Here is a 21,514-nt window from a genome sequence, read left to right as displayed (position 1 = left end):
ACGGCGCCGACGAGGGATGACACGCGGCTAACCGGTGGCCTGGCGGGCGTCGATGCGTTCCAGCCGACCCTCGGTGTACGAGGCGATCTGGTCGACGATCACCCGGAGCCGGGCGCGGTCGTCGGCCGCGGCGGTGAACGCCGCGGCGAACACCGGGTCGAGCGTCTGCGGCGCCCCGGAATGCAGCCACTGCGCCACCCGGTGGATCCGTTCGCGCTGCAGGGCCTGGGTACCCAGATGCCGCGGATCGGACATGATGAACTGCAACGCCAGGATTTTCAGCAGGGCGACTTCGGCGCGCACCAGGTCGGGCACCAGCAAGTCGGCCCGGTAGCGCACCAGCGGCCCGGGACCTGCCGCGGCTCGGGTGGTGGCGATGGCCGCCGAGGCGAATCTGCCGACCAGTTCACTGGTGAGCCGCTTGAGAGCCACCGACGCCGCGAGCGTGGCGTCGTACTTGCCGACCGCCGCGACCACCGGCAGTCCCGCGAGCCGCGCCGCGGCGGCCATGAAGTCGTCGGCGCTGACCCGGGAGAACTCGCTCTCGCCCAGTTTGGCGAGCGCGGCCGCCTCGTCGTCGTCGGCCAGCACGCGCAGGTCGATGCGCTGGGAGACGACGCCGTCCTCGACGTCGTGCACCGAATACGCGATATCGTCGGCCCAGTCCATCACCTGCGCTTCCAGGCACATCCGGCCCTCCGGCGCGCGGGCGCGCACCCAGGCCGCCGGCTCGCGATCCTCGTCGTAGAACCCGAACTTGCGCCGTTGTTCACGACGGAACCACGGATACTTGGTGACCGCGTCCAGGGATGCGCGGGTCAGGTTCAGCCCAGCGCTATTACCCTGCTCGTCAAGCACTTTCGGCTCGAGGCTGGTCAGGATGCGAAAGTTCTGGGCATTTCCCTCGAAGCCGCCGTAGTTGGCGGCGACCTCGTCGAGGGCGCGCTCGCCATTGTGCCCGTAGGGCGGATGGCCGATGTCATGGGCGAGGCCGGCCAACTCGACCAGGTCGAGGTCGCAGCCCAGGCCCACCGCCATCCCCCGGCCGATCTGGGCGACCTCCAGCGAGTGGGTCAACCTGGTCCGCGGTGTGTCACCTTCGCGCGGCCCGACAACCTGGGTCTTGTCGGCCAACCGCCGCAGGGCGGCGCTATGCAACACCCGGGCGCGGTCCCGGGCGAAATCGGTGCGGTGCTGGCCTTCCGTTCCGGGCAAACCGGCAGTCTTCGGCGCTTCGCATACCCGCCGTTGCCGGTCGAAGTCGTCGTAGGGGTCTTGCCGATTCGTGGTCACCGACGCACAGTCTGCCAGGGAACGCCGGGCAACGGACCGCTGCCGTGCACCGCTATTTGGCCGCATTGTCGCGGGGCTAAATTGGCGTCATGCGCACCGCTCGCCCACTTGGCGTGATCGCGACGATCCTGGCGATCGGTATGGGCGGCGGCCTGCTCGTGGCCCCCGCTGCCGGCGCGCAACCACCCTTCCGACTGGCGGGTTACGTCACCGACAACGCGGGCGCCCTGTCGGACTCCGAGCGCGCCGCGGTGACGTCGGCGGTGGACAGGCTGTACACGGGTAGCCACATCCGGCTGTGGGTGGTCTACGTCGACGACTTCTCCGGCCAGAGCGCGGCGAACTGGGCACAGGACACAATGCGTTCCAGCGATCTGGGCGACTACGACGCCGTGCTTGCCGTCGCGACCACCGGCCGGGCATACGCGTTTCTAGTGCCGTCGACCGTCAAGAACGTCACCGCACGCCAGGTCGATGACCTGCGGCACAACAAAATCGAACCCGCGCTGCACAACGGCGACTGGAGCGGCGCAGCGGTCGCGGCGGCAAACGGGCTCAACGTGTCGCCGGGCTCGTCGGGGCGGGTGGTCCTGGTGATCACGCTGGCCGCCATCCTCGTCGCACTGGCGGCCTTGTTGTTGGTCATGCGCTACCGCGGTCGTCGACGGCGCGCGGCCCAATTGGTCGCGGCCCGGCGGGTCGATCCCACCGACTCCCAAGCGCTGGCCGCGGTGCCGCTGCAAGCCCTCGACGACCTGTCCCGCGAGCTGGTGGTGGACGTCGACAACGCCGTTCGAACCAGCTCCAATGAACTCGACCTGGCGATCGCCGAGTTCGGGGCGGACCGGACCCAGCCGTTCAGCAAAGCATTGGATAACGCCAAAGCCGCTCTGTCGCAAGCGTTCACGGTCCGTCAGCAGCTCGACGACAGCACGCCCGAAACGCCCGGGCAGCGCCGCGAGCTGCTCACCCGGGTAGTCGTGTCGGCGGCGCGCGCCGACCGCGAACTGGAGTCCCAGGCCGAGTCGTTCGAAAGCCTGCGCGATCTGGTGATCAACGCATCGTCGCGGCTCGACGGGCTCACCCAGCAATACGTTGAGCTCACCACCCGCATCGACCCTTCAGAACAGCGGCTGGCCGACTTGCATGACCAATTCGACGCTGCCGCACTGACTTCGGTGTCCGGCAACGTCACAGCGGCCAAGGAGCGGCTTGCATTCGCCGACCGCAACATCAGCACCGCCCGGGATTTAGCCGCCGAAGCCGTCAGCGGCCGGCAGGCCGGGTTGGTGGATGCCATCCGTGCCGCCGAGTCCGCGCTCGGGCAGGCCCGGGCGCTGCTCGACTCGGTGGACAACGCGGCCAACGACATCCGACACGCCATCGATCGGCTGCCGTCGACCATGACCGACATCCAGGCGGACATCAAGCGCGCCAACGAGCTACTGCAAAAAGCGCAGCCCGAGCACACCGGTGACCTGGTCGCGGCGCGCGACGCGGCCGCCCGGGCGGTCGACGCCGCGCGCGCCGGAGGGTCCACCGACCCACTGGGCGCGTTCGCCCAGTTGGCCAAGGCTGACGCCGACCTCAACGGTCTACTGGTAGCCCTGGCCGAGGAGCAGGCCGCCGCGGAGCGGCTCAACCGGTCCTTGGAGCAGGCGTTGTTCACCGCCGAGTCCCGGGTACGGGCGGTCTCCGACTACATCGACACCCGACGCGGCAGCATCGGCCCAGAGGCCCGGACCCGGCTCGCCGAAGGTCAGCGGCACCTGCAGGCAGCGCGGGACAAGCGGGCAACCAACCCGACCGAAGCGATCTCGCACGCCAACGCGGCGTCGGCACTGGCCGCCCAAGCGCAGGCGTTGGCCAATGCAGACGTGCAAGCGGCTCAGCGCGCCTTCACCCGTGGCGGCGGCAGCGACATGGGCGCGATGCTGGGCGGCATCATCATCGGCAATGTGCTCAGTGGAGGGATGCGGGGCGGGTTCGGCGGCTGGAGTCCGACGTCATTCGGCGGGTCGTCGGGAGGTTCGTTCCGGGGCGGCTTCATGGGTGGCGGCGGCCGATTCTGAGCCGCTCGCGTGAGGCCAGAACGTCAGCCGGCGGCCGGCGAATGCGGTATCACACCGCCGGTGCGTGGGATTTCGAAGTGGGGTTCGGTCTCGCCTTCCCACCGCTGCCAGTCGTTCCACTGATTGGCTTCGGTGACCACGGCAGGGGCCGCGACGTCGGCCACCGTGTCGCCGGCGTCGACGCTCACATCCGGCTTCGGCGCCCAGTGGTCGTAGTCATCCGGAGGCACGGCCACGCCCCAATTGAGCGGAACCGACAGGCCACCGAGCATCCCCGACTCACCCCGAACCGCCGAGACCGAGTCATCTGGTAGCGGCGGACCAAGAGGCAAAAGCATGTTGCCCCCTTCCACAGCCGTTTGTCGGAGGCTGTGGCCGAACCCAATAACACCAAGCAGGCACATCGTAAGCCAAACCCGAGGCAAAATTTGGAAAACCGTGGATTTGCTTATTCGCAGCGTACGCCCAGGTCCCGGGCCGAGCCTGGGAGGGTGCCGACGGGATGAACGCGGCGCTGGCAGAAATCACACCCCTTGCCGCGCCGCCCTATCCCCCCTTCGTGCGCGGCACCACCTTGGGCCGCGACTGCACCACGTGTGGGTTCTCGCCGCCGCGGCGCCCTCTCTTGTCGGTCTTGTTGTCGTCGGCGCCCCGGTCGTCGACTGCCATCGCCACGGCCGGCGAAGAACCTGCGGCCGCGGACGGCGCGGACGACGATCCCCCGGTCGCCATCGGCGTCGGCAATTGGGTGCCCAGCGCCGGCACGGCGAGGCTGGTCAGGACCGCCGGCACCGGCATCGACCCCTCCCAGGTCGGTGGGACGGTGATCGACCCGACGAACCGTGCGGTGCCCAGCCCGGCGGTCGCCACGCCCAGCCCGCCGGCCGATTGCAGCCCTTGGGCACCGCCCACGGCGGTGTGCGGGACTTCCGCAGCCACCGTGGTGACGCCGGCCGCGTCGGGTGCGACGGGGCCGGCGCTGTGGGCCAGCACCATCATCGGAGACATCAGCGCGCTCGCCGGGTACATCCCGATCGGCGCCAGGGCGGTCATCGTCGTCACCGGCATCGTCGACAGCAACGACGTGACCGACGACAGGCCGGGGAAGAACGCCCCCAGCACGGACTGCAGCTCTGACACGAATGCGGTGCCCACCGACGAGAAGGCCCCGAAGGCCTGGGACACGAAGCTCAGCGGCGCCGTCACTAGGCTCGCCAATCCGCTCAGGAGTGACGGGGGGACGCTGAACGCCGGCAGCGTGGCCGCCACTGTCTGCGCCCCGATGTGATAGCCCACCATGGCGGCCACATCCTGGGCCCACATCTCCATGTACTCGATTTCGGTCATCGCGATCGCCGGGGTGTTCTGGCCGAAGAAGTTCGTCGCGATCAGGGCGAGCAACCGGATGCGGTTCGCCAGGACCGCCGGGGTGGGCACCGTCGCCATGAATGCCGCCTCGTAGGCCGCGGCCGCCGCGGACGCCTGGGCGGCGGCCATCTCGGCTTGCCCCGCCGCCGAGATCAGCCACTGCAGGTAAGGCGTCGACGCCGCCAACATCGCCGCCGAAGACGGACCGGTCCAGGGACCGGAGGCCACTCCCGTCACGACCGACTCAAACGACGCCGCCGCGGACGCCAAGTCCGCCGCCAGTGCCTCCCAGGCCGCCGCCGCTGTCAACAATGGGCCGGGACCCGCGCCGCCATACATCAGCGCAGAGTTGATCTCGGGGGGGAAGAAAAGAAAAGCTGGAATCACGACATCCCCAACCCACCGACCGAGTCAACGGCACCTACTTCACGCATACCAACCCGACACCCACCCATGCCGACTGGACACGTGAGCAACATTCGCTTAAGAGCCTAAGCCAATCGACTACCCAGAAGCGGCTTTTTATCAAACGTTTAATACCTCGGCGTGGCGACCGCGCCGACTAACCGGACAGGTGTCCTGAAAACGGCAACGAGCGTGGCGTCGTCGCTGGTCAGCAGCCCTTGAGCCGTGCGGCCAGGTAGTCGGCCACGGCGTTCATCGGGACGCGCTGTTGAGTCATGTCGTCGCGCTGGCGCACGGTGACGGCGTTGTCTTCGAGGGAATCGAAATCCACGGTCACGCAGAACGGCGTCCCCACCTCGTCCTGACGCCGGTAGCGGCGGCCGATGGCGCCTGCGTCGTCGAAATCGATGTTCCAGCAGGTCCGCAATTCGGCCGCTAGATCCCGCGCCTTCGGGCTCAAGTCGGCGTGCCGGGACAGCGGCAGCACCGCGGCTTTGACCGGGGCCAGCCGCGGGTCGAGCCGGAGCAGCGTGCGCTTCTCCATGACGCCCTTGGCGTTCGGGGCCTGGTCCTCGGTGTAGGCATCGATCAGAAACGCCATGAAGGATCGCGTCAGGCCGGCGGCCGGTTCGATGACATACGGGGTGTAGCGCGTGTCGGTGACTTGGTCGTAGTAGGTCAGGTCGGCACCGGAATGCTTTGCGTGCGTTGATAAGTCGAAATCGGTGCGATTGGCGACGCCTTCCAGCTCGCCCCAGGGGTTACCGGCGAACCCGAACTTGTACTCGATGTCGACGGTGCGATCGGAATAATGCGAAAGCTTCTCGGCCGGGTGCTCGAACAGTCGCAGATTCTCCGGGTCGATACCCAGATCGACATACCATTGCAGCCGGGTGTCGATCCAATACTGGTGCCATTCCTTCGCGGTAGAAGGCTCCACAAAGAACTCCATTTCCATTTGCTCGAATTCGCGAGTTCGGAATATGAAGTTGCCCGGCGTGATCTCGTTGCGAAAGCTCTTGCCGATCTGGCCGATACCGAACGGTGGCTTCTTACGGGCTGTGGTTACGACATTACCGAAGTTGACGAAGATGCCCTGCGCGGTCTCCGGACGCAGATAGTGCAGCCCCTCCTCGGTCTCGATCGGCCCGAGGTGGGTTTTCAGCATCATGTTGAACTCGCGCGGCTCCGTCCACTGCCCCTTGGTGCCGCAATCCGGGCAGACGATCTCGGTCATCGGCACCGTGTCGGGGTCGTCGATCCCCTTCTTGGCCGCGTATGCCTCCTGCATATGGTCCTGACGATGCCGGTGGTGGCAATTCAGGCACTCGACCAGCGGGTCATGGAAGACCTCGACGTGGCCGGACGCGACCCAAACCTGTCGCGGCAGGATGATCGAGGAATCGATCCCCACGACGTCATCGCGGCCGGTGACCACCGACCGCCACCACTGCCGTTTGATGTTCTCCTTGAGTTCCACTCCCAGCGGGCCGTAGTCCCACGCCGAGCGGGTGCCGCCGTAGATCTCACCCGAGGGAAAGACGAAGCCGCGCCGTTTGGCCAGGTTGACTACGGTGTCGATGACGGACGCCACGGCGTGGTGCACTCCCTTTCCGGGTTTGATCGGTCACGCGCAGCGATCGACCGCCGCACGCAGAGCATCAGTCATGGTAACGATCGGCGCCGCGGTCTTTGACATGCGTCATCACGCATGTGACAGTGGAAGTCGGCCGCCCGCGAGACCTTCCGGCGGATCCCCCCACAACCTGGCACTTTCCGAGGTGATGACTCTCTCCCATGGCGATGTCCCCCTCCCCGCCGTCGATGCCGACCACCGCTGATGACATCAGCGTGGTTGCCCACGAGCACGGCGGAACCAGGTCCGGCGCCCTGACCGATTACCCGGTGCCGCCGCCGCGGGAGATCCTCGATGCCGCCGGTGAGCTGCTGCGCGCGCTGGCCGCACCCGTGCGGATCGCCATCGTGCTGCAGCTGCGCGAATCCCACCGCTGCGTGCACGAGCTGGTCGACGCGCTCGGCGTGCCGCAGCCGCTGGTGAGCCAGCACTTGAAGATTCTCAAGGCCGCCGGCGTCGTCGCGGGCGAACGCTCCGGCCGCGAGGTGTTGTACCGGCTTGCCGACCACCACTTGGCGCACATCGTGGTGGACGCGGTCGCCCACGCGAGCGAGGACACGCTTTGACGGGCGCCAGTGTCCGGTCGACCCGGCAGCGCGCGGCGATATCGACGCTGATGGAGACGCTCGACGACTTCCGCTCGGCGCAGGAATTGCACGACGAGCTGCGCCGCCGCGGCGAGAACATCGGGCTGACCACGGTCTACCGGACACTGCAATCCATGGCGGCGGCGGGAATGGTCGACACGCTGCGGACCGACACCGGCGAGTCGGTCTACCGCAGGTGTTCCGAGCACCACCATCACCATCTGGTCTGTCGCAGCTGTGGTTCCGCCATTGAAGTCGGCGACCACGAGGTCGAGGAGTGGGCGGCGCAAGTCGCCGCCAAGCACGGCTACTCCGACGTCAGCCACACCATTGAGATCTTCGGTACGTGTTCACAGTGCGGGTCCTAGGTTGACCCGAGCCGGGCGGGCGCGGCACGGCTGAAAAAAATTCTCCGAAAAAGTGTCCGGCACGCGCCCCCCGCGTGCTCCTACCCCATGAGTGGCCCACGGGCCGAGACAAGCAAGAACTCCAGGGAAGTGAGCACCATGCGGAACCATTCTTCGGCCCATCTGCGGCCCGTGCGCGATGTCGAGGCTCCGTCACTGCAATTTCGCACCATCCATGGCCACCGACGCGCCTTCCGGGTCGCCGGGTCGGGACCGGCGCTGCTCCTGATCCACGGCGTAGGCGACAAGTCCACGGCATGGGAACCCGTACACGCCAAACTTGCGCAACGGTTTACGGTGATCGCGCCGGACCTGCTGGGCCACGGGGAATCGGACAAACCCCGCGCCGACTACTCATTGGCGGCATTCGCGAACGGCATGCGCGACCTGCTTGCCGCGCTTGACATTGACCGCGTCACCCTGGTCGGCCACTCGTTCGGCGGCGGTGTCGCAATGCAATTCGCCTATCAATACCCCGAGCTGGTCGAGCGCATCGTGCTGGTCAGCAGCGGTGGTGTCGCCCAGGATGTAAGCGTTGCCCTGCGATTGGCGGCGATGCCGTTGGGCAGCGAGGCCCTGGGCATGCTGCGCATGCCGGGCGTGATGCCTGCGATCCGATTCTTCGGGCGGGCCATGGCTACCGTGCTACGCCCAACCCACCTCGGGCACGATGTCGCCGATGTGGTGAATCTGCTCGAGGGCTTCCGGGACCCCCGCGCGTTGTCTGCGTTCGCGCGCACCTTGCGGTCTGTGGTGGACGGGCGCGGCCAATTCGTCACAATGCTGGACCGAAGCTACCTCGCGCAACCCATTCCGGTGCAACTGATTTGGGGCGAGGACGACCTGGTGATCCCGGTGCACCATGCCCGGATAGCGCATGAGGCGGTGCCCGGATCACGCTTGGAGATATTCGAAAACTCAGGGCACATGCCGTTCAAAGACGACCCGGATCGCTTCGTCGAGGTCGTCGAGCGGTTCATCGACTCGACTCGACCGGCTCAGCACGACCAAAACCGCCTACGCTCGTTGCTGCAGAACCGCGTCGAGCACGACGCCCGGGGACCGCTAGCCGTCGCGCTGATCGAATCGGCGGTGTCCTAAAGCACTAACCCGTCAACGTGCGGCGTATCCCGGCGCCCGAATCCAGCACCAGCAGAACCAGAGTGCGCAGGGCGTCATCGGTCAGGCCGCCGCCGGGAAAGTTATAGCGCAGCATCACGTCGCCAATCTTGGCCGTGCCCTTGCCCGAATTACGCTGCACGGCTTCCTCATTGATCTTCTCGACGAGCGTGACACTGCCGAAGTTGCTCTCGCGGGCCTGCTTGACGACCTGATCGCTGACCTTCTTGGTGAGCGGCAGATCCCAGGCCACGACCTGGGTCAGCGACACCAGGTCGAGGTCGTCGGCGATGTTCACTACCCGCAATGAGGCGATGGTCCCCCCATGGCGCACGGTCAGCGCCCCGTCGGTTTCCTCCTCGACCGGAAGAACTTCGCCGAGCACCGACGCCAGGCGTTCCTGCAGTGATGGCATCTGATCCTCCCGGTGAGGACCCGTTGCGCCCGGCTCCGCCGCGCTTCCGGTCCCCACGGCATCCTCCCGGTGAGGACCCGTTGCGCCCGGCTCCGCCGCGCTTTCGGTCCCCACGGCATCCTCCTCGTGAGGACCCGGTGCGCCCGGCTCCGCCGCGCTTCCGGTCCCCACTATGCGCTCCCGAATCTTCTGTTGCGAGAAGCGTATTCTTCACACGCCGCCCACAGGTCGCGGCGGTCGTAGTCGGGCCACAGTTTGTCCTGGAAGATGTATTCGGCATAGGCGGCCTGCCACAACATGAAATTGCTGGACCGCTGCTCCCCCGAACTTCGCAGGAAAAGGTCGACGTCGGGGATGTCGGGTCGCTGGAGGTGCTGCGCCAGCGTCGCCTCGGTGATGCGCTCCGGGTTCAGCCGGCCGGCGGCCGCCAGGCGTGCGATTTCTTTTGTGGCTTCTGCGATTTCGGCGCGGCCTCCGTAGTTGACGCAGTAGTTGACGGTGATGACGTCGTTGTCCTTGGTCATCTCTTCCGCGATCGCCAATTCATTGATGACGCTGCGCCACAGCCGCGGACGCGACCCCACCCAGCGGATCTTGACCCCGATGGTCTTGAGGTTCACGCGGCGCATGCGCACCACGTCGCGGTTGAAGCCCATGAGGAAGCGGACCTCCTCGGGCGAACGCTTCCAGTTTTCGGTTGAAAAGGCGTAGAGGCTGAGCCACTTGATCCCGATTTCGATTGCACCACAGACGATGTCAATGACGACCGCTTCACCCGCCTTGTGACCGTCGGTACGGGTCAAGCCGCGTTGGGTGGCCCAGCGGCCGTTGCCGTCCATCACGATCGCCACATGGTTGGGCAATCGATCGGCCGGGATTCGGGGCGCTGCCGCTTTCGAGATGTGCTGTGGCGGCCGGCTCGGGCCGCCGCCTGGAGCCGGCGGCAGCTCGGGGAACACCACCGGCCAAGTCGACCTTTCGGGGAAGACCGGATAGTCGTCGGGCGCGGGAGGCAGCTGCGGAAAGACGGCGGACGCCGACTTGCGCTGGGCCCTGCTAGCCACAGTCCAAATCCTGCTCGATCAGCGCTGCTGCGCGTCGCTCGGCGATGGTGCGGTCGACGTGATACGTGCGTTCCACCAATGGCAACGTTTTGAGCTGCCGCTCCAGGTGCCATTGCAGGTGCGCGGCCACCAGCCCGCTGACGTAACTGCGATGCGATTGCGTGGCGTTTTCGGCGAACTCCCAATCACCGTCGTGCAGCGCGCTCATCAGGTCCAGCACGCCCGGCGGCGGCGTCGTCGAACCGGCCGGACGGCAGTGCGGGCAGACGCTGCCCCCGGCGCCGACATGAAACGCCCGGTGCGGCCCCGGTGTGGCGCACCGCGCGCATTCGGTGAGCGCAGGAGCCCATCCGGCGATGCCCATGGCGCGCAGCAGGTAGGCGTCCAGTAACAGGTCCCGGGACCGGCGGCCGTCGGCCACCGCCCGCAGCGCGCTCACCGTGAGCCGGTGCAGGGCCGGGGCGGGGGCCCGCTCCTCACCGGCGAGGCGTTCGGCGGTTTCCAGCATCGCGCACCCACAGGTGTAGCGGCCGTAGTCGCTGACGATGTCGGTGGCGAACGCGTCGATTGAGACCACCTGGGTGACGATGTCGAGATTGCGGCCGGGATGCAGTTGCGCGTCGATGTGCGCGAACGGCTCCAGCCGTGCGCCGAATTTGCTGCGGGTGCGACGAACGCCCTTCGCCACCGCGCGAACCAAGCCGTGATCGCGGGTGAGCAAGGTGACGATCCGGTCGGCTTCGCCGAGCTTGTGCTGGCGCAAAACCACAGCCCGGTCTCGATACAGCCGCATCAGCATAGTTTTGCACCCCACCGCGACAATGCTGGTATCCGCGCCGGTTAGTCTCGTACCCCGTGATTGGCGCTTCCGAGTCAGGTCCTGGGTCCGTTTTCGGATCGGGCGGCCAGCGCCTGCCCACACTCACTGACCTGCTCTATCAGCTGGCCAACCGGTCCGTGACATCGGTCACACTGGTGCGCCGGTCCCTGCACGCCATCCACGCGAGCCAGCCGACGTTGAACGCCTTCCGCGTAGTGCTCACCGAGTCGGCGCTGGCCGCCGCGGCGGCGGCCGACCGCCGGCGGGCGGCCGGGGACACGGCGCCGTTGCTCGGCATCCCGATCGCGGTCAAAGACGACGTCGACGTTGCTGGAGTGCCGACCGCCTACGGCACCGAGGGCTACGTCCCGCCCGCCACCCACGACGCCGAGGTGGTTCGCCGCCTCAAGGCCGCCGGCGCGGTGATCGTCGGCAAGACCAACACCTGCGAGCTCGGCCAGTGGCCGTTCACCAGCGGCCCCGGCTTCGGGCACACCCGCAACCCCTGGTCGCGCCGACACACCCCGGGCGGCTCGTCCGGGGGCAGCGCGGCCGCGGTGGCCGCGGGGCTGGTCACCGCCGCGCTCGGCTCCGACGGCGCCGGAAGCATCCGCATTCCCGCCGCCTGGACGCACCTGGTGGGGATCAAGCCGCAGCGCGGCCGCATCTCCACCTGGCCGCTGCCCGATGCGTTCAACGGCATCACCGTCAACGGCGTGCTGGCCCGCACGGTGGCCGATGCGGCGTTGGTGCTCGACGCCGCGTCGGGCAACGTCGAGGGCGACCGGCACAAGCCGCCCCAGATCACCGCCTCCGACTACGTCGGTATCGCGCCCGGCCCGCTCAACATCGCGCTGTCGACCCGATTCCCCTACACGGGATTCCGGCCCAAGCTGCATCCCGAAATCCTGGCCGCGACGCAGGCCGTGGCCAAGCAACTCGAGTTGCTCGGCCACACCGTCATCCCCGGCAATCCCGACTACGGCCTGCGGCTGTCGTGGGACTTCCTCGCCCGGTCCACCGCCGGCCTGCGGGACTGGGAGGAGCGGCTGGGCGACGGGGTGGTCCTCGATCCCCGCACCGTGGCCAACCTGCGCATGGGCCACGTGCTGGGTCAGGCGATCCTGCGCACCGCGCGGCGGCACGAAGCAGCCGCCCAGCGGCGGGTGGGTTCGATCTTCGACATCGTCGATGTCGTTCTGGCTCCGACGACCGCCCAACCGCCGCCGCTGGCGCGCGCGTTCGACCGGTTGAGCAGCTTCGGCACCGATCGCGCGATGATCGCCGCATGTCCGCTGACCTTCCCGTGGAACCTGCTGGGCTGGCCGTCGATCAACGTGCCGGCCGGGTTCACTTCCGAGGGGTTGCCGATCGGGGTGCAACTGATGGGGCCGGCCAACAGCGAGGGCATGCTCATTTCTCTTGCCGCCGAACTGGAGGCCGTGTGCGGGTGGTCGACCAAACAGCCGACGGTGTGGTGGAACGCCGAAGCGGGCGCGCCGCCGGTGGCCGGCACCCCGCCGCCACGAAGGTGAAACCGTAAGCAGAAGTTGAATTCGTTTGCGGCGCTGAGCGAGTACGGGGCGCTCGAGGCGGTCGCATAGCCGGCGGCAAGGCGGGTACTCCTTCGCCATGGACCAATCTGATGCTCCTCTGTTAGATGCGCTGGTCGATTACCGCCAGAAGAACAGGTACGGGTTCACGCCGCCTGGCCACCGACAGGGCCGCGGCACCGACGAACGGGTCCTCGAGGTGCTGGGCCGCGAGCCGTTCGCCGACGACGTGCTGGCCAGCGGCGGGCTGGACGACCGCAGAACCAGCCACCAATACCTGAAGCACGCGGAAGACCTGATGGCCGAGGCCGTGGGCGCCGACATCGCCTGGTTCTCTACCTGCGGCAGCTCCTTGTCGGTCAAGGCGGCGATGATGGCCGTGGCCGGGGGCGACGGCAGCCTGTTGGTGGGCCGGGACAGTCACAAGTCGATCGTGGCGGGGCTCATCTTCTCCGGAGTGCAACCCCGGTGGATCACTCCCCGCTGGGATGCCGAGCATCATTTCTCGCATCCGCCGTCACCGCAGCAGGTGGAAGAGACCTGGGAAAAGCACCCGGACGCCGCCGGTGCGCTCATCGTCAGCCCCAGCCCGTACGGCACCTGCGCCGATATCGCCGGCATCGCCGAGGTTTGCCACGCGCGCGGCAAACCGTTGATCGTCGACGAGGCATGGGGGGCGCACCTGCCGTTTCACGAGCAGCTGCCGACCTGGGCGATGGATGCCGGCGCGGACGTGTGCGTGGTCAGCGTCCACAAGATGGGCGCCGGCTTCGAGCAGGGCTCCGTGTTTCACGTGCAGGGCGACCGGATCGACCAGGACCGTCTATCGGCATGCGCGGACCTGTTGATGACCACCAGCCCCAACGTCCTGGTGTATGCGGCCATGGACGGATGGCGGCGCCAAATGGTGCAGCGCGGACACGAATTGCTTGGCAGGGCTTTGGATCTCGCGTACCGGCTGCGTGCGGACATTGAAACTATCCCCGACGTGAAGGTGCTCGACGACGAATTGCTCGGCGTGCAGGCATCCCACGACTTGGATCGGATGCAAGTGTTGATGGACGTGTCCGCGACGGGCACCTCCGGTTATCAGGCCCATGACTGGCTGCGCGAGCACGCGCACATCGACACCGGGATGAGCGATCATCGCCGCATTCTGGCGACGCTGTCCATGGCCGACGGCAAGGAAACCGCGAGCCGCCTCATGGATGCGCTGGCGGCCTGGCGCAAGGCCGCCGACGGCTTCGATCCGCCGCCGCCCATTGATCTGCCCTCACCCGAGCAGCTGCAGTTGGAAACCGTCTGCCTGCCGCGCGACGCCTTCTTCGGACGCGTCGAGCAAGTCCCCACCGATAAGGCCGCGGGCCGCGTGGCCGCCGAGCAGTGCACGCCGTATCCGCCGGGGATTCCCGCGGTGGTGCCCGGCGAGCGGCTCAACGACGCCGTGCTGGACTACCTGTGTTCCGGTGTGCGCGCCGGCATGAACGTTCCCGACGCGGCGGATCCGTCGCTGCGGACCGTCCGCGTGCTTGCTTAGCGGCGATCGCAAGGGCGGCGGATCCCCGCCATCGGTCCGGTCACCGCGGGCGCGACATTACCCGGTTGCCAACGGCTTTGATGCTGTCGGGCAGCAGATGGTTGGCCGCCCCCATTGCCTTGACGAGGACCGAACCGGCGACGACCTTCTGCTCACCGCGCATCAACGCCTCGAACCCTTGCCGCGCGACCTTGGCAGGGTCGTCCTTTGGCCCCTGGCCCATCAGGGACTCCATCATCTTGGCGCGTGAAAAGAAATTGGTGTCCGTCGGCCCGGGCATCAGCGCCGTGACAGTGATTGCGCTGTCGCGCAATTCGTCTTGGAGCGCTTCGGCGAACGATTGCACGAACGACTTCGACGCGTTGTACACCGGCTGATACGAGCCCGGCATCTGGGACGCGATGGACGACGTGAACAGCACCTTGCCGGTGTCGCGGTTGGCCATGTCGCGCAGGACCAGCTTGGCCAGGTGGACCGTCGAGCGCACGTTGAGGTCAACGATGCTCAGGTCGTCGGCGAGCTCGCTCTTGAGGAACATCTCACCTCGTCCAATGCCGGCGTTGAGCGCCGCGGCCGCCAACACCCGATCGCCTTCAATCGTGCTCTGGTACAAGTGCTCCACCCCCTCCGGGGTGCGCAGGTCCACCTGTATCGGCTGCACGGCGGAACTCCATCGGGACAGTTTGTCCGGTACGTCCCTGATGGCGTCGTCTTCGGCGGCCACCACCAGGTCATAGCCGTGTTGGGCGAACTGCTTGGCCAGTTCGAGCCCAATACCACTGGACGCGCCGGTCACTAACGCTAACTGTGCTTGGGTCATACGCGACGGCTACCCGTCACCCATGCCATCAAACTCTCACGCGGAAAAGCGAAGTAGCCATGAGCCATTCCGCTACTCCGGATCGCTGCCGCGCCGTGCCGCTGTGCGTGATCCGTCAGGTCTTTCGGCGATCCGGGATAGTCGAATGGGGCATCTGATTCTTGGGTCCTTTGAAATGCCCTGCGCGGCGCCTGTGCAGGAAGCCCTCCATGACTTCAGAAGCCAAGCCGGCCAAGCTGTTTGGGGTCGCTTTGCCAGTTCTTGGCGACCTTCACCCGCAGGTCAAGGTAGACCTTGGTGCCCAGCAACTTCTCGATCTGCCCGCGCGCCGCGGTGCCCACCTGCCGCAGCCGGGCCCCACCCTTGCCGATGACGATCCCCTTTTGGCTGTCGCGCTCGACGTAGAGCAGCGCATGCACGTCGATCAGGTCGTCGCGGTCTGCCCGGGGACTGACCTCGTCGATGACAACCGCCAGCGAATGCGGCAACTCGTCGCGAACACCCTCTAAGGCGGCTTCGCGGATGAGCTCCGCCATCAGGACTTCCTCGGGTTCGTCGGTCAGTTCGCCGTCGGGGTAGTACGCCGGGCCCTCGGGCAACGCCGCCGCCAGCACGTCGATCAGCACGTCCACCTGCGCCCCGGTGGCAGCCGACACGGGGACGATCTCGGCCGAGTCCCCGACCAGTTCACTCACCGCGACCAGCTGGGCGGCCACCCGATCTTTGGGCACCTTGTCGATCTTGGTCACGATGGCGACCAGCGTCGTCCTTGGTGCGGTCGAACGGATTTGGTCGACGATCCACCGGTCCCCCGGACCGATCGCCTCGTCGGCCGGGATGCACAGGCCGATCACGTCGACTTCGGAGTAGGTGTCTCGCACCAGATCGTTGAGCCGCTTGCCCAGCAGTGTGCGCGGCCGGTGCAGACCGGGCGTGTCCACCAGGATGATCTGAAAGTTCTCCCGGTGCACGATGCCCCGAATGGTGTGGCGGGTGGTTTGCGGCCGAGTCGAGGTTATAGCCACCTTGGTGCCGACGAGTGCATTGGTCAGCGTCGACTTGCCGGTGTTCGGCCTACCGACCAAACACACGAAACCGGAATGGAATTCGGTCATTTCGCCGACCGGGGACGGGCTACTGGACGCGGGCCGCTTGTTCGCGGTGGGCGGATGCTCGGCGTCATGAGGCGTGCTCTTCGTCGGAGCCGTTGGACTCCGGCTCGACCGGGCTCAGCAGGACCGTGCCGATCCGGACCCGTCCGCGGTGGTCGGTGCCGCCTTCGGCCTGCAGCCGCAGGCCATGCGAGACCACCTCGGCTCCGGGGAGCGGGACCCGGCCCAGCTCGAGGGCGAGCAGGCCGCCCACGGTGTCGACGTCGAGGTCGTCGTCGAAATCCACCCCGTACAGCTCGCCGAGGTCTTCGATCGGCAGTCGTGCTGACACCCGGAACCGCTTGTCGCCCAACTCTTCTACCGGGGCCGTCTCCGCCTGATCGTACTCGTCGGCGATCTCGCCGACGATCTCCTCCAGCACGTCCTCGATGGTCACCAGGCCCGCTATCGCGCCGTACTCGTCGACCAGAAGGGCCATGTGGTTGCGGTCACGCTGCATCTCGCGCAGCAGCGTATCCAGCGGCTTGGAGTCCGGCACGAACACCGCCGGACGCATCACCTGCGCCACGGCGACGCCCCGGCCGCCGTCACCGGAGAGAAAGCTCTGCTGGACAAGGTCTTTGAGGTAGACCACCCCGACGATGTCGTCGACGTTCTCCCCGATCACCGGCAGCCGCGAATGCCCGCTGCGCACCGCCAGGTTCAGCGCCTGACTGGCCAGCTTGTCGCTTTCGATCCAGATCATCTCGGTGCGCGGCACCATCACCTCGCGGGCCGGGGTGTCGCCGAGTTCGAAGACGGACTCGATCATCCGGCGCTCGTCGGCGGCGACGACGCCGCGCTGCTGGGCCAGGTCGACGACTTCGCGTAGCTCGATCTCGGACGCGAACGGCCCGTTGCGCAGGCCGCGGCCGGGTGTCAGCGTATTACCCAGGACCACCAGCAACCGGCTGAGCGGCATCAACAACCACGAGATCAGTCGCAGGGGAACGGCCGTCGTCAGCGAGATGGAATACGCGTGCTGACGCCCGAGGGTGCGCGGGCCGACCCCGATGACGACGAAACTGATGATCACCATGGTCGCCGCGGCCCCGAACAGCGCCCAGGTGAGACCGAAGTTGTCGTACAGGAACAGCACCAGCACCACGGTGGCCGTGATCTCGCACGTGATCCGCAGCAGGACAACCAGATTGATATAGCGCGGGCGCTCGGCCATCACCTCGGACAGCGACACGGCGCCGGGCCGTTCCTCGCGCACGAGCTCCTGGACCCGGGCGAGCGACACGGTGCTGATGGCCGCGTCGATCGCGGCGAACAGCCCGCCGATAGCGATCAGCGCCAACGCGCCGAGCAGCCAAGACAGACCGGTCAATTGCCGGAAGACCTCGACGTGGTGACAGGTTGTCCCATGTCGTCTTCGCCCCGCTTCCGGTTGAGCGCCCAGGCGGCGAGGCACACCACGACCCCCAGTGTCCCGTAGCCCAACGCCGAGGGCCACCAGGGTTGCGCGGGCTGGGTGGGCTCCTCATGCGGACGTACGGCAAGCACCACCAGGAAGCTGCCATCGTCGGTCGGCCCCGCGTGCGGCAGCGACTGGGTCTTGGTGACGCTGATCTGGCTACTGCTGCTGCTGGACTCGTTGGTCTGACCCCAGGCCAACGTGGAGTCGTCGAGCAGGAAGACGTCTTGGCTGCCCGCGGGTTGGCTAGCGTCGCGGCCCACCACCGCCACCCGGCCGACCTCTAACGTCTGGTTGACGGCGGGGACGGAGACCAAGACGTTCTGGTACAGCTTCGGCGGCTCGGGTGGCTTGTAGTCCGGCGGCGGCGGGCCGTTGAGAGATTCCGGCGGTATCGAGCCCCCACCGTAGAAACTGCCCGACACCACCCAGCCGTCGCCGACCGCCGTGAAGGGGACCACGCCGACGGTGGCCGCGTCGAGCACGATCCGGGCACCGGGCGGCAGGTACGCCTCCCGGTCGGCACCGTTGTAGGAGTAGCGGAACGTCATCGCCTGGTTCAGCGGGTTGAACAGGGCCGGGCGGCGGAAGGCATCGTCGTAGTCGACGTAGTCCCAGTGCCGGGGCCGGACCAGCCGCTGGTTGTCAACCTTGAGGACGTCGACGTTCTCCCGGTGGGTGCTGACGACGTTCTGCACCCGCTGGTTGAAGTCGATCTGTTTCGGCGGCTTCGGGGGGTCGGCGGGATTGACCCGCGTCGGCGGTGCGGCTTTGGCCGCCGCGACCGCCTGGGCCGGAACGTCGAGGCCCCTGGGTGGTGCCACGACCGCGACGTTTCTCGACGCGTCGGGACCCGGCGGATTGATGGTCGGGAGGGTGTTGGCGGGCGGCAGGTTCGGCGGGGGAATGAGCGGCGGGGCCTGCACCGGCACCGTGCTGGGCGGCTCGTACGGCGGGACCACGGGAACCTGCACGGGGCTCGGCGGCGGCTGAACCCGGCGGGGCGGCGCGTCCTGGGAGCACACGTTGGACGTGTGATACTGCGCCACCAGGTATTGGCACCAGTTGCAGCTGGTCGGGTTCGACCCGCCCCCGGCGCACGGCGCCGCCTCCGCCACACCGATCGTGGTGGCCAGCACCGAGATCGGAGCCAGGGTGACGGCGGCTGCGGCCGCGATGCCGAGTATCTTTTGGGGGCTCAATTGTCGAAATACCTTGACTTGTCCAGCAATTGGCGATCCCGCTCCTGCTGGCGATCCTGTTGGTAGGCCTGGACCTGCTCGGCGACCCACTCTTCGAGCAACCGGTCCTGCAGGGCGAACATCTCTTTTTCCTCATCCGGTTCGCCGTGGTCGTAGCCCAGCAGGTGCAACACGCCGTGAATGGTCAACAGCGCCAGCTCATGGCCCAGCGTGTGGCCCGCCGCGTCGGCCTGCCCGGCCGCAAATTCCGGGCACAGGACGATGTCGCCCAGCATCGACGGTCCCGGCTCGGGGGCGTCCGGCCGGCCCCCCGGTTCGAGCTCGTCCATCGGGAAGCTCATCACGTCCGTCGGTCCGGGCAGGTCCATCCAGCGCATGTGGAGGTCGGCCATCGCCGCGGTGTCCAGCAGCACCATCGACAGCTCGGCGGCCGGGTTGACCTCCATCTTGGCGATCACAAACCGTGCGACGCTGACCAATTCGGTTTCGGAAACGTCGACGCCCGACTCGTTAGATACCTCGATGCTCATAAGACGCCCATACAAACAGCCACAGCTTTCATCACCGGCGCCCGCGGGAACCCGACGCCCGACGCGCGGCCCGGTTGGTCGCCAATGCGGGCTCTTCGAATTTCGCGTAGGCGTCCACGATTTCCGAGACCAGCCGGTGGCGGACCACGTCGACACTGGTGAGCTCCGCGATGTGGATGTCGTCCACGCTGTCCAGAATCTCGATCGCCGAGCGCAGCCCCGACCTGGCGCCGCCGGGCAGATCGACCTGGGTGATGTCGCCGGTGATCACCATCTTCGATCCGAAGCCGAGCCGCGTGAGGAACATTTTCATCTGCTCGGCGGTGGTGTTCTGCGCCTCGTCGAGCACGATGAACGCCGAGTTCAGGGTGCGACCGCGCATGTAGGCCAGCGGCGCCACCTCGATGACCCCGGCCGACATCAGCTTGGGGATCAGCTCGGGATCCATCATGTCGTAGAGCGCGTCATAAAGCGGCCGCAGATACGGGTCGATCTTCTCGCTCAGTGTGCCCGGCAGGAAGCCGAGGCGCTCACCGGCTTCCACCGCCGGCCGGGTGAGGATGATGCGGTTCACCTGCTTGGTTTGCAGCGCGCTGACCGCCTTGGCCATCGCCAGGTACGTCTTACCGGTACCGGCCGGGCCGACCCCGAAGACGATGGTGTTGGCGTCGATCGCGTCGACGTAACGCTTCTGGTTGAGCGTCTTGGGCCGGATCGTTTTGCCGCGCCGCGACAGGATGTCCAGGGTGAGCACTTCGGCCGGGGACTCGTTGTCGGTGCTGGTCAGCATGGCGACGCTGTGGCGGACCACCTCCGGCGTCAGGGGTTGACCGTTGGCCACGATCGCCACCAGCTCGGAAATCGCCCGCTCGGCGAGCGCGACGTCGGCCGGCTCGCCCGAGACGGTCACGGCATTACCGCGCACGTGCAGATCGGCGTTCAGACTGCGCTCCAGCGCACGGAGATTTTCGTCCGCCGAGCCCAATAAGCCGACGACGACATCGGGCGGAACATCGATGCTGCTGCGTACTTCGGCGTTGGCCTGGAGGCCTCCGGCTGCGTCAACAGCGCTGGTCTCGCGGGGCGTCACGTGGCTCTCGATGCCTGCTTTCTCGGCTTGTCGGTGGTTTGCTCGGCTGCCTAAGTCTACGCCGGGGCCCCTGGTTGGTCAGCCTTCAGCCGCCATTCGCCGGCCGGCCGTTGACCAGCACCGCGGTCCGCCACCCCGGCGTCCTCCGGAGGACCCCTTCGCCGCGGGCGCGCGAAACTACAGGCTCGTCGCAGTCTCCCACCGCGGGGTGAGTACGCCGAGCGCACCCAGCGCCACCGCCGCGGCGGTCGAGGTGCGCAGCACCTGCGGACCCAGCCGCACCGCCACCGCACCCGCCTCGGTCAACGCGTCGATTTCCTCGGGCGCGATGCCGCCCTCGGGACCCACCACGAGGAGCAACGAAGTCGCGCCCCCGAAATCGATGCGGGTCAGCGGGTCAGCGGCCGACTCGTGCAACGCCAGGACCACGCCTTTAGCGCCCAGCTCGTCGCGAACCCGCTCGACCAGCGCCGCGGTGGACAGGACGCCGTGGACGGGCGGGATGTGCGCCCGACGTGATTGCCGGGCCGCCGAACGGGCGACGGCGCGCCAGCGGCGCAGGCCCTTGTCCACGCGGGCACCCTGCCAGCTGGCCACACACCGGGCCGCCTGCCAGGCCACGAACGCATCGGCCCCGGCTTCGGTGGCCAGCTCGATGGCCAGCTCCGAGCGCTCCGATTTCGGCAACGCCTGCACCACGGTCACGGGCGGGCGCCCGGCCGCGACGCTCCAGCGCTTCAGCACGCGGGCCCGCAGCCCGTCGCGGCCGGCGTGCTCAACCTCGCAGTGCGCCAGCCCGCCCGCGCCGTCGCCGAGCACCAGTTGCTCGCCGGGCCGGATCCGGCGCACGGTGGCGGCGTGGAACCCCTCGTCGCCGTCGAGGGCGGCCAGCGCGCCGACGTCGGGCAGCGCGTCGACGTAGAAGAGGGTCGCGACCATTGCGGTTTCTACGCCGCCGACCGAGCACGACGCCGGGTATGGGTGCTCGGTAGCAAATCCGGCCTCAAATCATGCATAGACCCCAC

20 protein-coding genes are annotated in these 21,514 nt (G+C 67.5%); 6 read left to right on the top strand and 14 right to left on the bottom strand.

The window, feature by feature from the left end:
- Positions 1–27: 27 nt before the first annotated feature.
- Complete coding sequence (locus A5695_RS03700) at positions 28–1,293, bottom strand: deoxyguanosinetriphosphate triphosphohydrolase (RefSeq protein ID WP_068078324.1); 1,266 nt, start codon at positions 1,291–1,293, stop codon at positions 28–30.
- A gap of 89 nt (positions 1,294–1,382) precedes the next feature.
- Here A5695_RS03700 and A5695_RS03695 point away from each other — a divergent pair, with 89 nt between their 5' ends.
- A complete protein-coding gene (locus A5695_RS03695) occupies positions 1,383–3,365 on the top strand; it encodes a TPM domain-containing protein (protein ID WP_068078323.1) in 1,983 nt (660 codons plus the stop codon).
- A gap of 23 nt (positions 3,366–3,388) precedes the next feature.
- On the opposite strand, the gene A5695_RS03690 is transcribed toward A5695_RS03695, so the two are convergent.
- The 3 genes from A5695_RS03690 to A5695_RS03680 all read right to left on the bottom strand — a co-directional run bounded on the left by A5695_RS03690 (position 3,389) and on the right by A5695_RS03680 (position 6,744).
- Positions 3,389–3,703 carry a hypothetical protein gene (locus A5695_RS03690; RefSeq protein WP_231974705.1) on the bottom strand — a complete coding sequence of 105 codons (315 nt, stop codon included), beginning with the start codon at positions 3,701–3,703 and terminating at the stop codon, positions 3,389–3,391.
- 208 nt (positions 3,704–3,911) lie between these two features.
- A complete protein-coding gene (locus A5695_RS03685) occupies positions 3,912–5,120 on the bottom strand; it encodes a PPE family protein (protein WP_068078318.1) in 1,209 nt (402 codons plus the stop codon).
- A 226-nt stretch (positions 5,121–5,346) separates the two neighbouring features.
- Positions 5,347–6,744, bottom strand: coding sequence for a glycine--tRNA ligase (locus A5695_RS03680; protein ID WP_082945835.1), 1,398 nt, complete (start codon positions 6,742–6,744; stop codon positions 5,347–5,349).
- A 191-nt stretch (positions 6,745–6,935) separates the two neighbouring features.
- On the opposite strand from A5695_RS03680, the gene A5695_RS03675 reads away from it, so the two are divergent.
- The 3 genes from A5695_RS03675 to A5695_RS03665 all read left to right on the top strand — a co-directional run bounded on the left by A5695_RS03675 (position 6,936) and on the right by A5695_RS03665 (position 8,869).
- Positions 6,936–7,340 carry a helix-turn-helix transcriptional regulator gene (locus A5695_RS03675; protein ID WP_082945834.1) on the top strand — a complete coding sequence of 135 codons (405 nt, stop codon included), beginning with the start codon at positions 6,936–6,938 and terminating at the stop codon, positions 7,338–7,340.
- The gene (locus tag A5695_RS03670) at positions 7,337–7,729 is read left to right on the top strand and encodes a Fur family transcriptional regulator (RefSeq protein WP_068078312.1); all 393 of its coding nucleotides are present in this window, start codon (positions 7,337–7,339) and stop codon (positions 7,727–7,729) included. The genes A5695_RS03675 and A5695_RS03670 overlap by 4 nt, the downstream gene beginning before the upstream one ends.
- 138 nt (positions 7,730–7,867) lie before the next feature.
- Complete coding sequence (locus A5695_RS03665) at positions 7,868–8,869, top strand: alpha/beta fold hydrolase (RefSeq protein WP_068078339.1); 1,002 nt, start codon at positions 7,868–7,870, stop codon at positions 8,867–8,869.
- A 4-nt stretch (positions 8,870–8,873) separates the two neighbouring features.
- On the opposite strand, the gene A5695_RS03660 is transcribed toward A5695_RS03665, so the two are convergent.
- The 3 genes from A5695_RS03660 to recO form a co-directional block, all read right to left on the bottom strand.
- Entirely contained in the window at positions 8,874–9,302 is a 429-nt protein-coding gene (locus A5695_RS03660) for a hypothetical protein (protein ID WP_068078305.1), read from the bottom strand.
- Positions 9,303–9,472: 170 nt separating this feature from the next.
- Positions 9,473–10,366 carry a decaprenyl diphosphate synthase gene (locus A5695_RS03655; RefSeq protein WP_068078303.1) on the bottom strand — a complete coding sequence of 298 codons (894 nt, stop codon included), beginning with the start codon at positions 10,364–10,366 and terminating at the stop codon, positions 9,473–9,475.
- Complete coding sequence (gene recO, locus A5695_RS03650; RefSeq protein ID WP_068078338.1) at positions 10,359–11,159, bottom strand: DNA repair protein RecO; 801 nt, start codon at positions 11,157–11,159, stop codon at positions 10,359–10,361. The genes A5695_RS03655 and recO overlap by 8 nt, the downstream gene beginning before the upstream one ends.
- Positions 11,160–11,221: 62 nt before the next feature.
- On the opposite strand from recO, the gene A5695_RS03645 reads away from it, so the two are divergent.
- Both A5695_RS03645 and A5695_RS03640 read left to right on the top strand, forming a co-directional pair.
- Complete coding sequence (locus tag A5695_RS03645; RefSeq protein WP_068078301.1) at positions 11,222–12,721, top strand: amidase; 1,500 nt, start codon at positions 11,222–11,224, stop codon at positions 12,719–12,721.
- 97 nt (positions 12,722–12,818) lie between these two features.
- Complete coding sequence (locus tag A5695_RS03640) at positions 12,819–14,276, top strand: aminotransferase class I/II-fold pyridoxal phosphate-dependent enzyme (protein WP_068078298.1); 1,458 nt, start codon at positions 12,819–12,821, stop codon at positions 14,274–14,276.
- Positions 14,277–14,316: 40 nt separating this feature from the next.
- Here the strand turns inward: A5695_RS03640 and A5695_RS03635 are convergent, their stop codons facing one another.
- From A5695_RS03635 to A5695_RS03605, 7 genes are all read right to left on the bottom strand, one after another.
- A complete protein-coding gene (locus tag A5695_RS03635; protein ID WP_068078295.1) occupies positions 14,317–15,096 on the bottom strand; it encodes an SDR family oxidoreductase in 780 nt (259 codons plus the stop codon).
- A 215-nt stretch (positions 15,097–15,311) separates the two neighbouring features.
- Positions 15,312–16,211 (bottom strand): GTPase Era, encoded by a 900-nt coding sequence (gene era / locus A5695_RS03630; protein WP_068078292.1) that lies wholly within the window; start codon positions 16,209–16,211, stop codon positions 15,312–15,314.
- Between the two features lie 64 nt (positions 16,212–16,275).
- Entirely contained in the window at positions 16,276–17,580 is a 1,305-nt protein-coding gene (locus A5695_RS03625; protein WP_068078289.1) for a hemolysin family protein, read from the bottom strand.
- A complete protein-coding gene (locus tag A5695_RS03620) occupies positions 17,577–18,869 on the bottom strand; it encodes a hypothetical protein (RefSeq protein WP_068078286.1) in 1,293 nt (430 codons plus the stop codon). Before A5695_RS03620 ends, A5695_RS03625 begins: the two co-directional genes overlap by 4 nt.
- Positions 18,866–19,399, bottom strand: a complete 534-nt coding sequence (ybeY, locus tag A5695_RS03615) for an rRNA maturation RNase YbeY (protein ID WP_068078282.1) — start codon at positions 19,397–19,399, stop codon at positions 18,866–18,868. Before ybeY ends, A5695_RS03620 begins: the two co-directional genes overlap by 4 nt.
- A gap of 31 nt (positions 19,400–19,430) precedes the next feature.
- Positions 19,431–20,489 (bottom strand): PhoH family protein, encoded by a 1,059-nt coding sequence (locus tag A5695_RS03610; RefSeq protein WP_068078277.1) that lies wholly within the window; start codon positions 20,487–20,489, stop codon positions 19,431–19,433.
- Positions 20,490–20,666: 177 nt separating this feature from the next.
- Complete coding sequence (locus tag A5695_RS03605; RefSeq protein ID WP_068078274.1) at positions 20,667–21,428, bottom strand: 16S rRNA (uracil(1498)-N(3))-methyltransferase; 762 nt, start codon at positions 21,426–21,428, stop codon at positions 20,667–20,669.
- Positions 21,429–21,514 lie beyond the last annotated feature (86 nt).

The organism is Mycobacterium sp. E1747, from assembly GCF_001667775.1.
GTDB lineage: Bacteria > Actinomycetota > Actinomycetes > Mycobacteriales > Mycobacteriaceae > Mycobacterium.
This window is presented reverse-complemented; position numbering and strand designations above follow the sequence as displayed.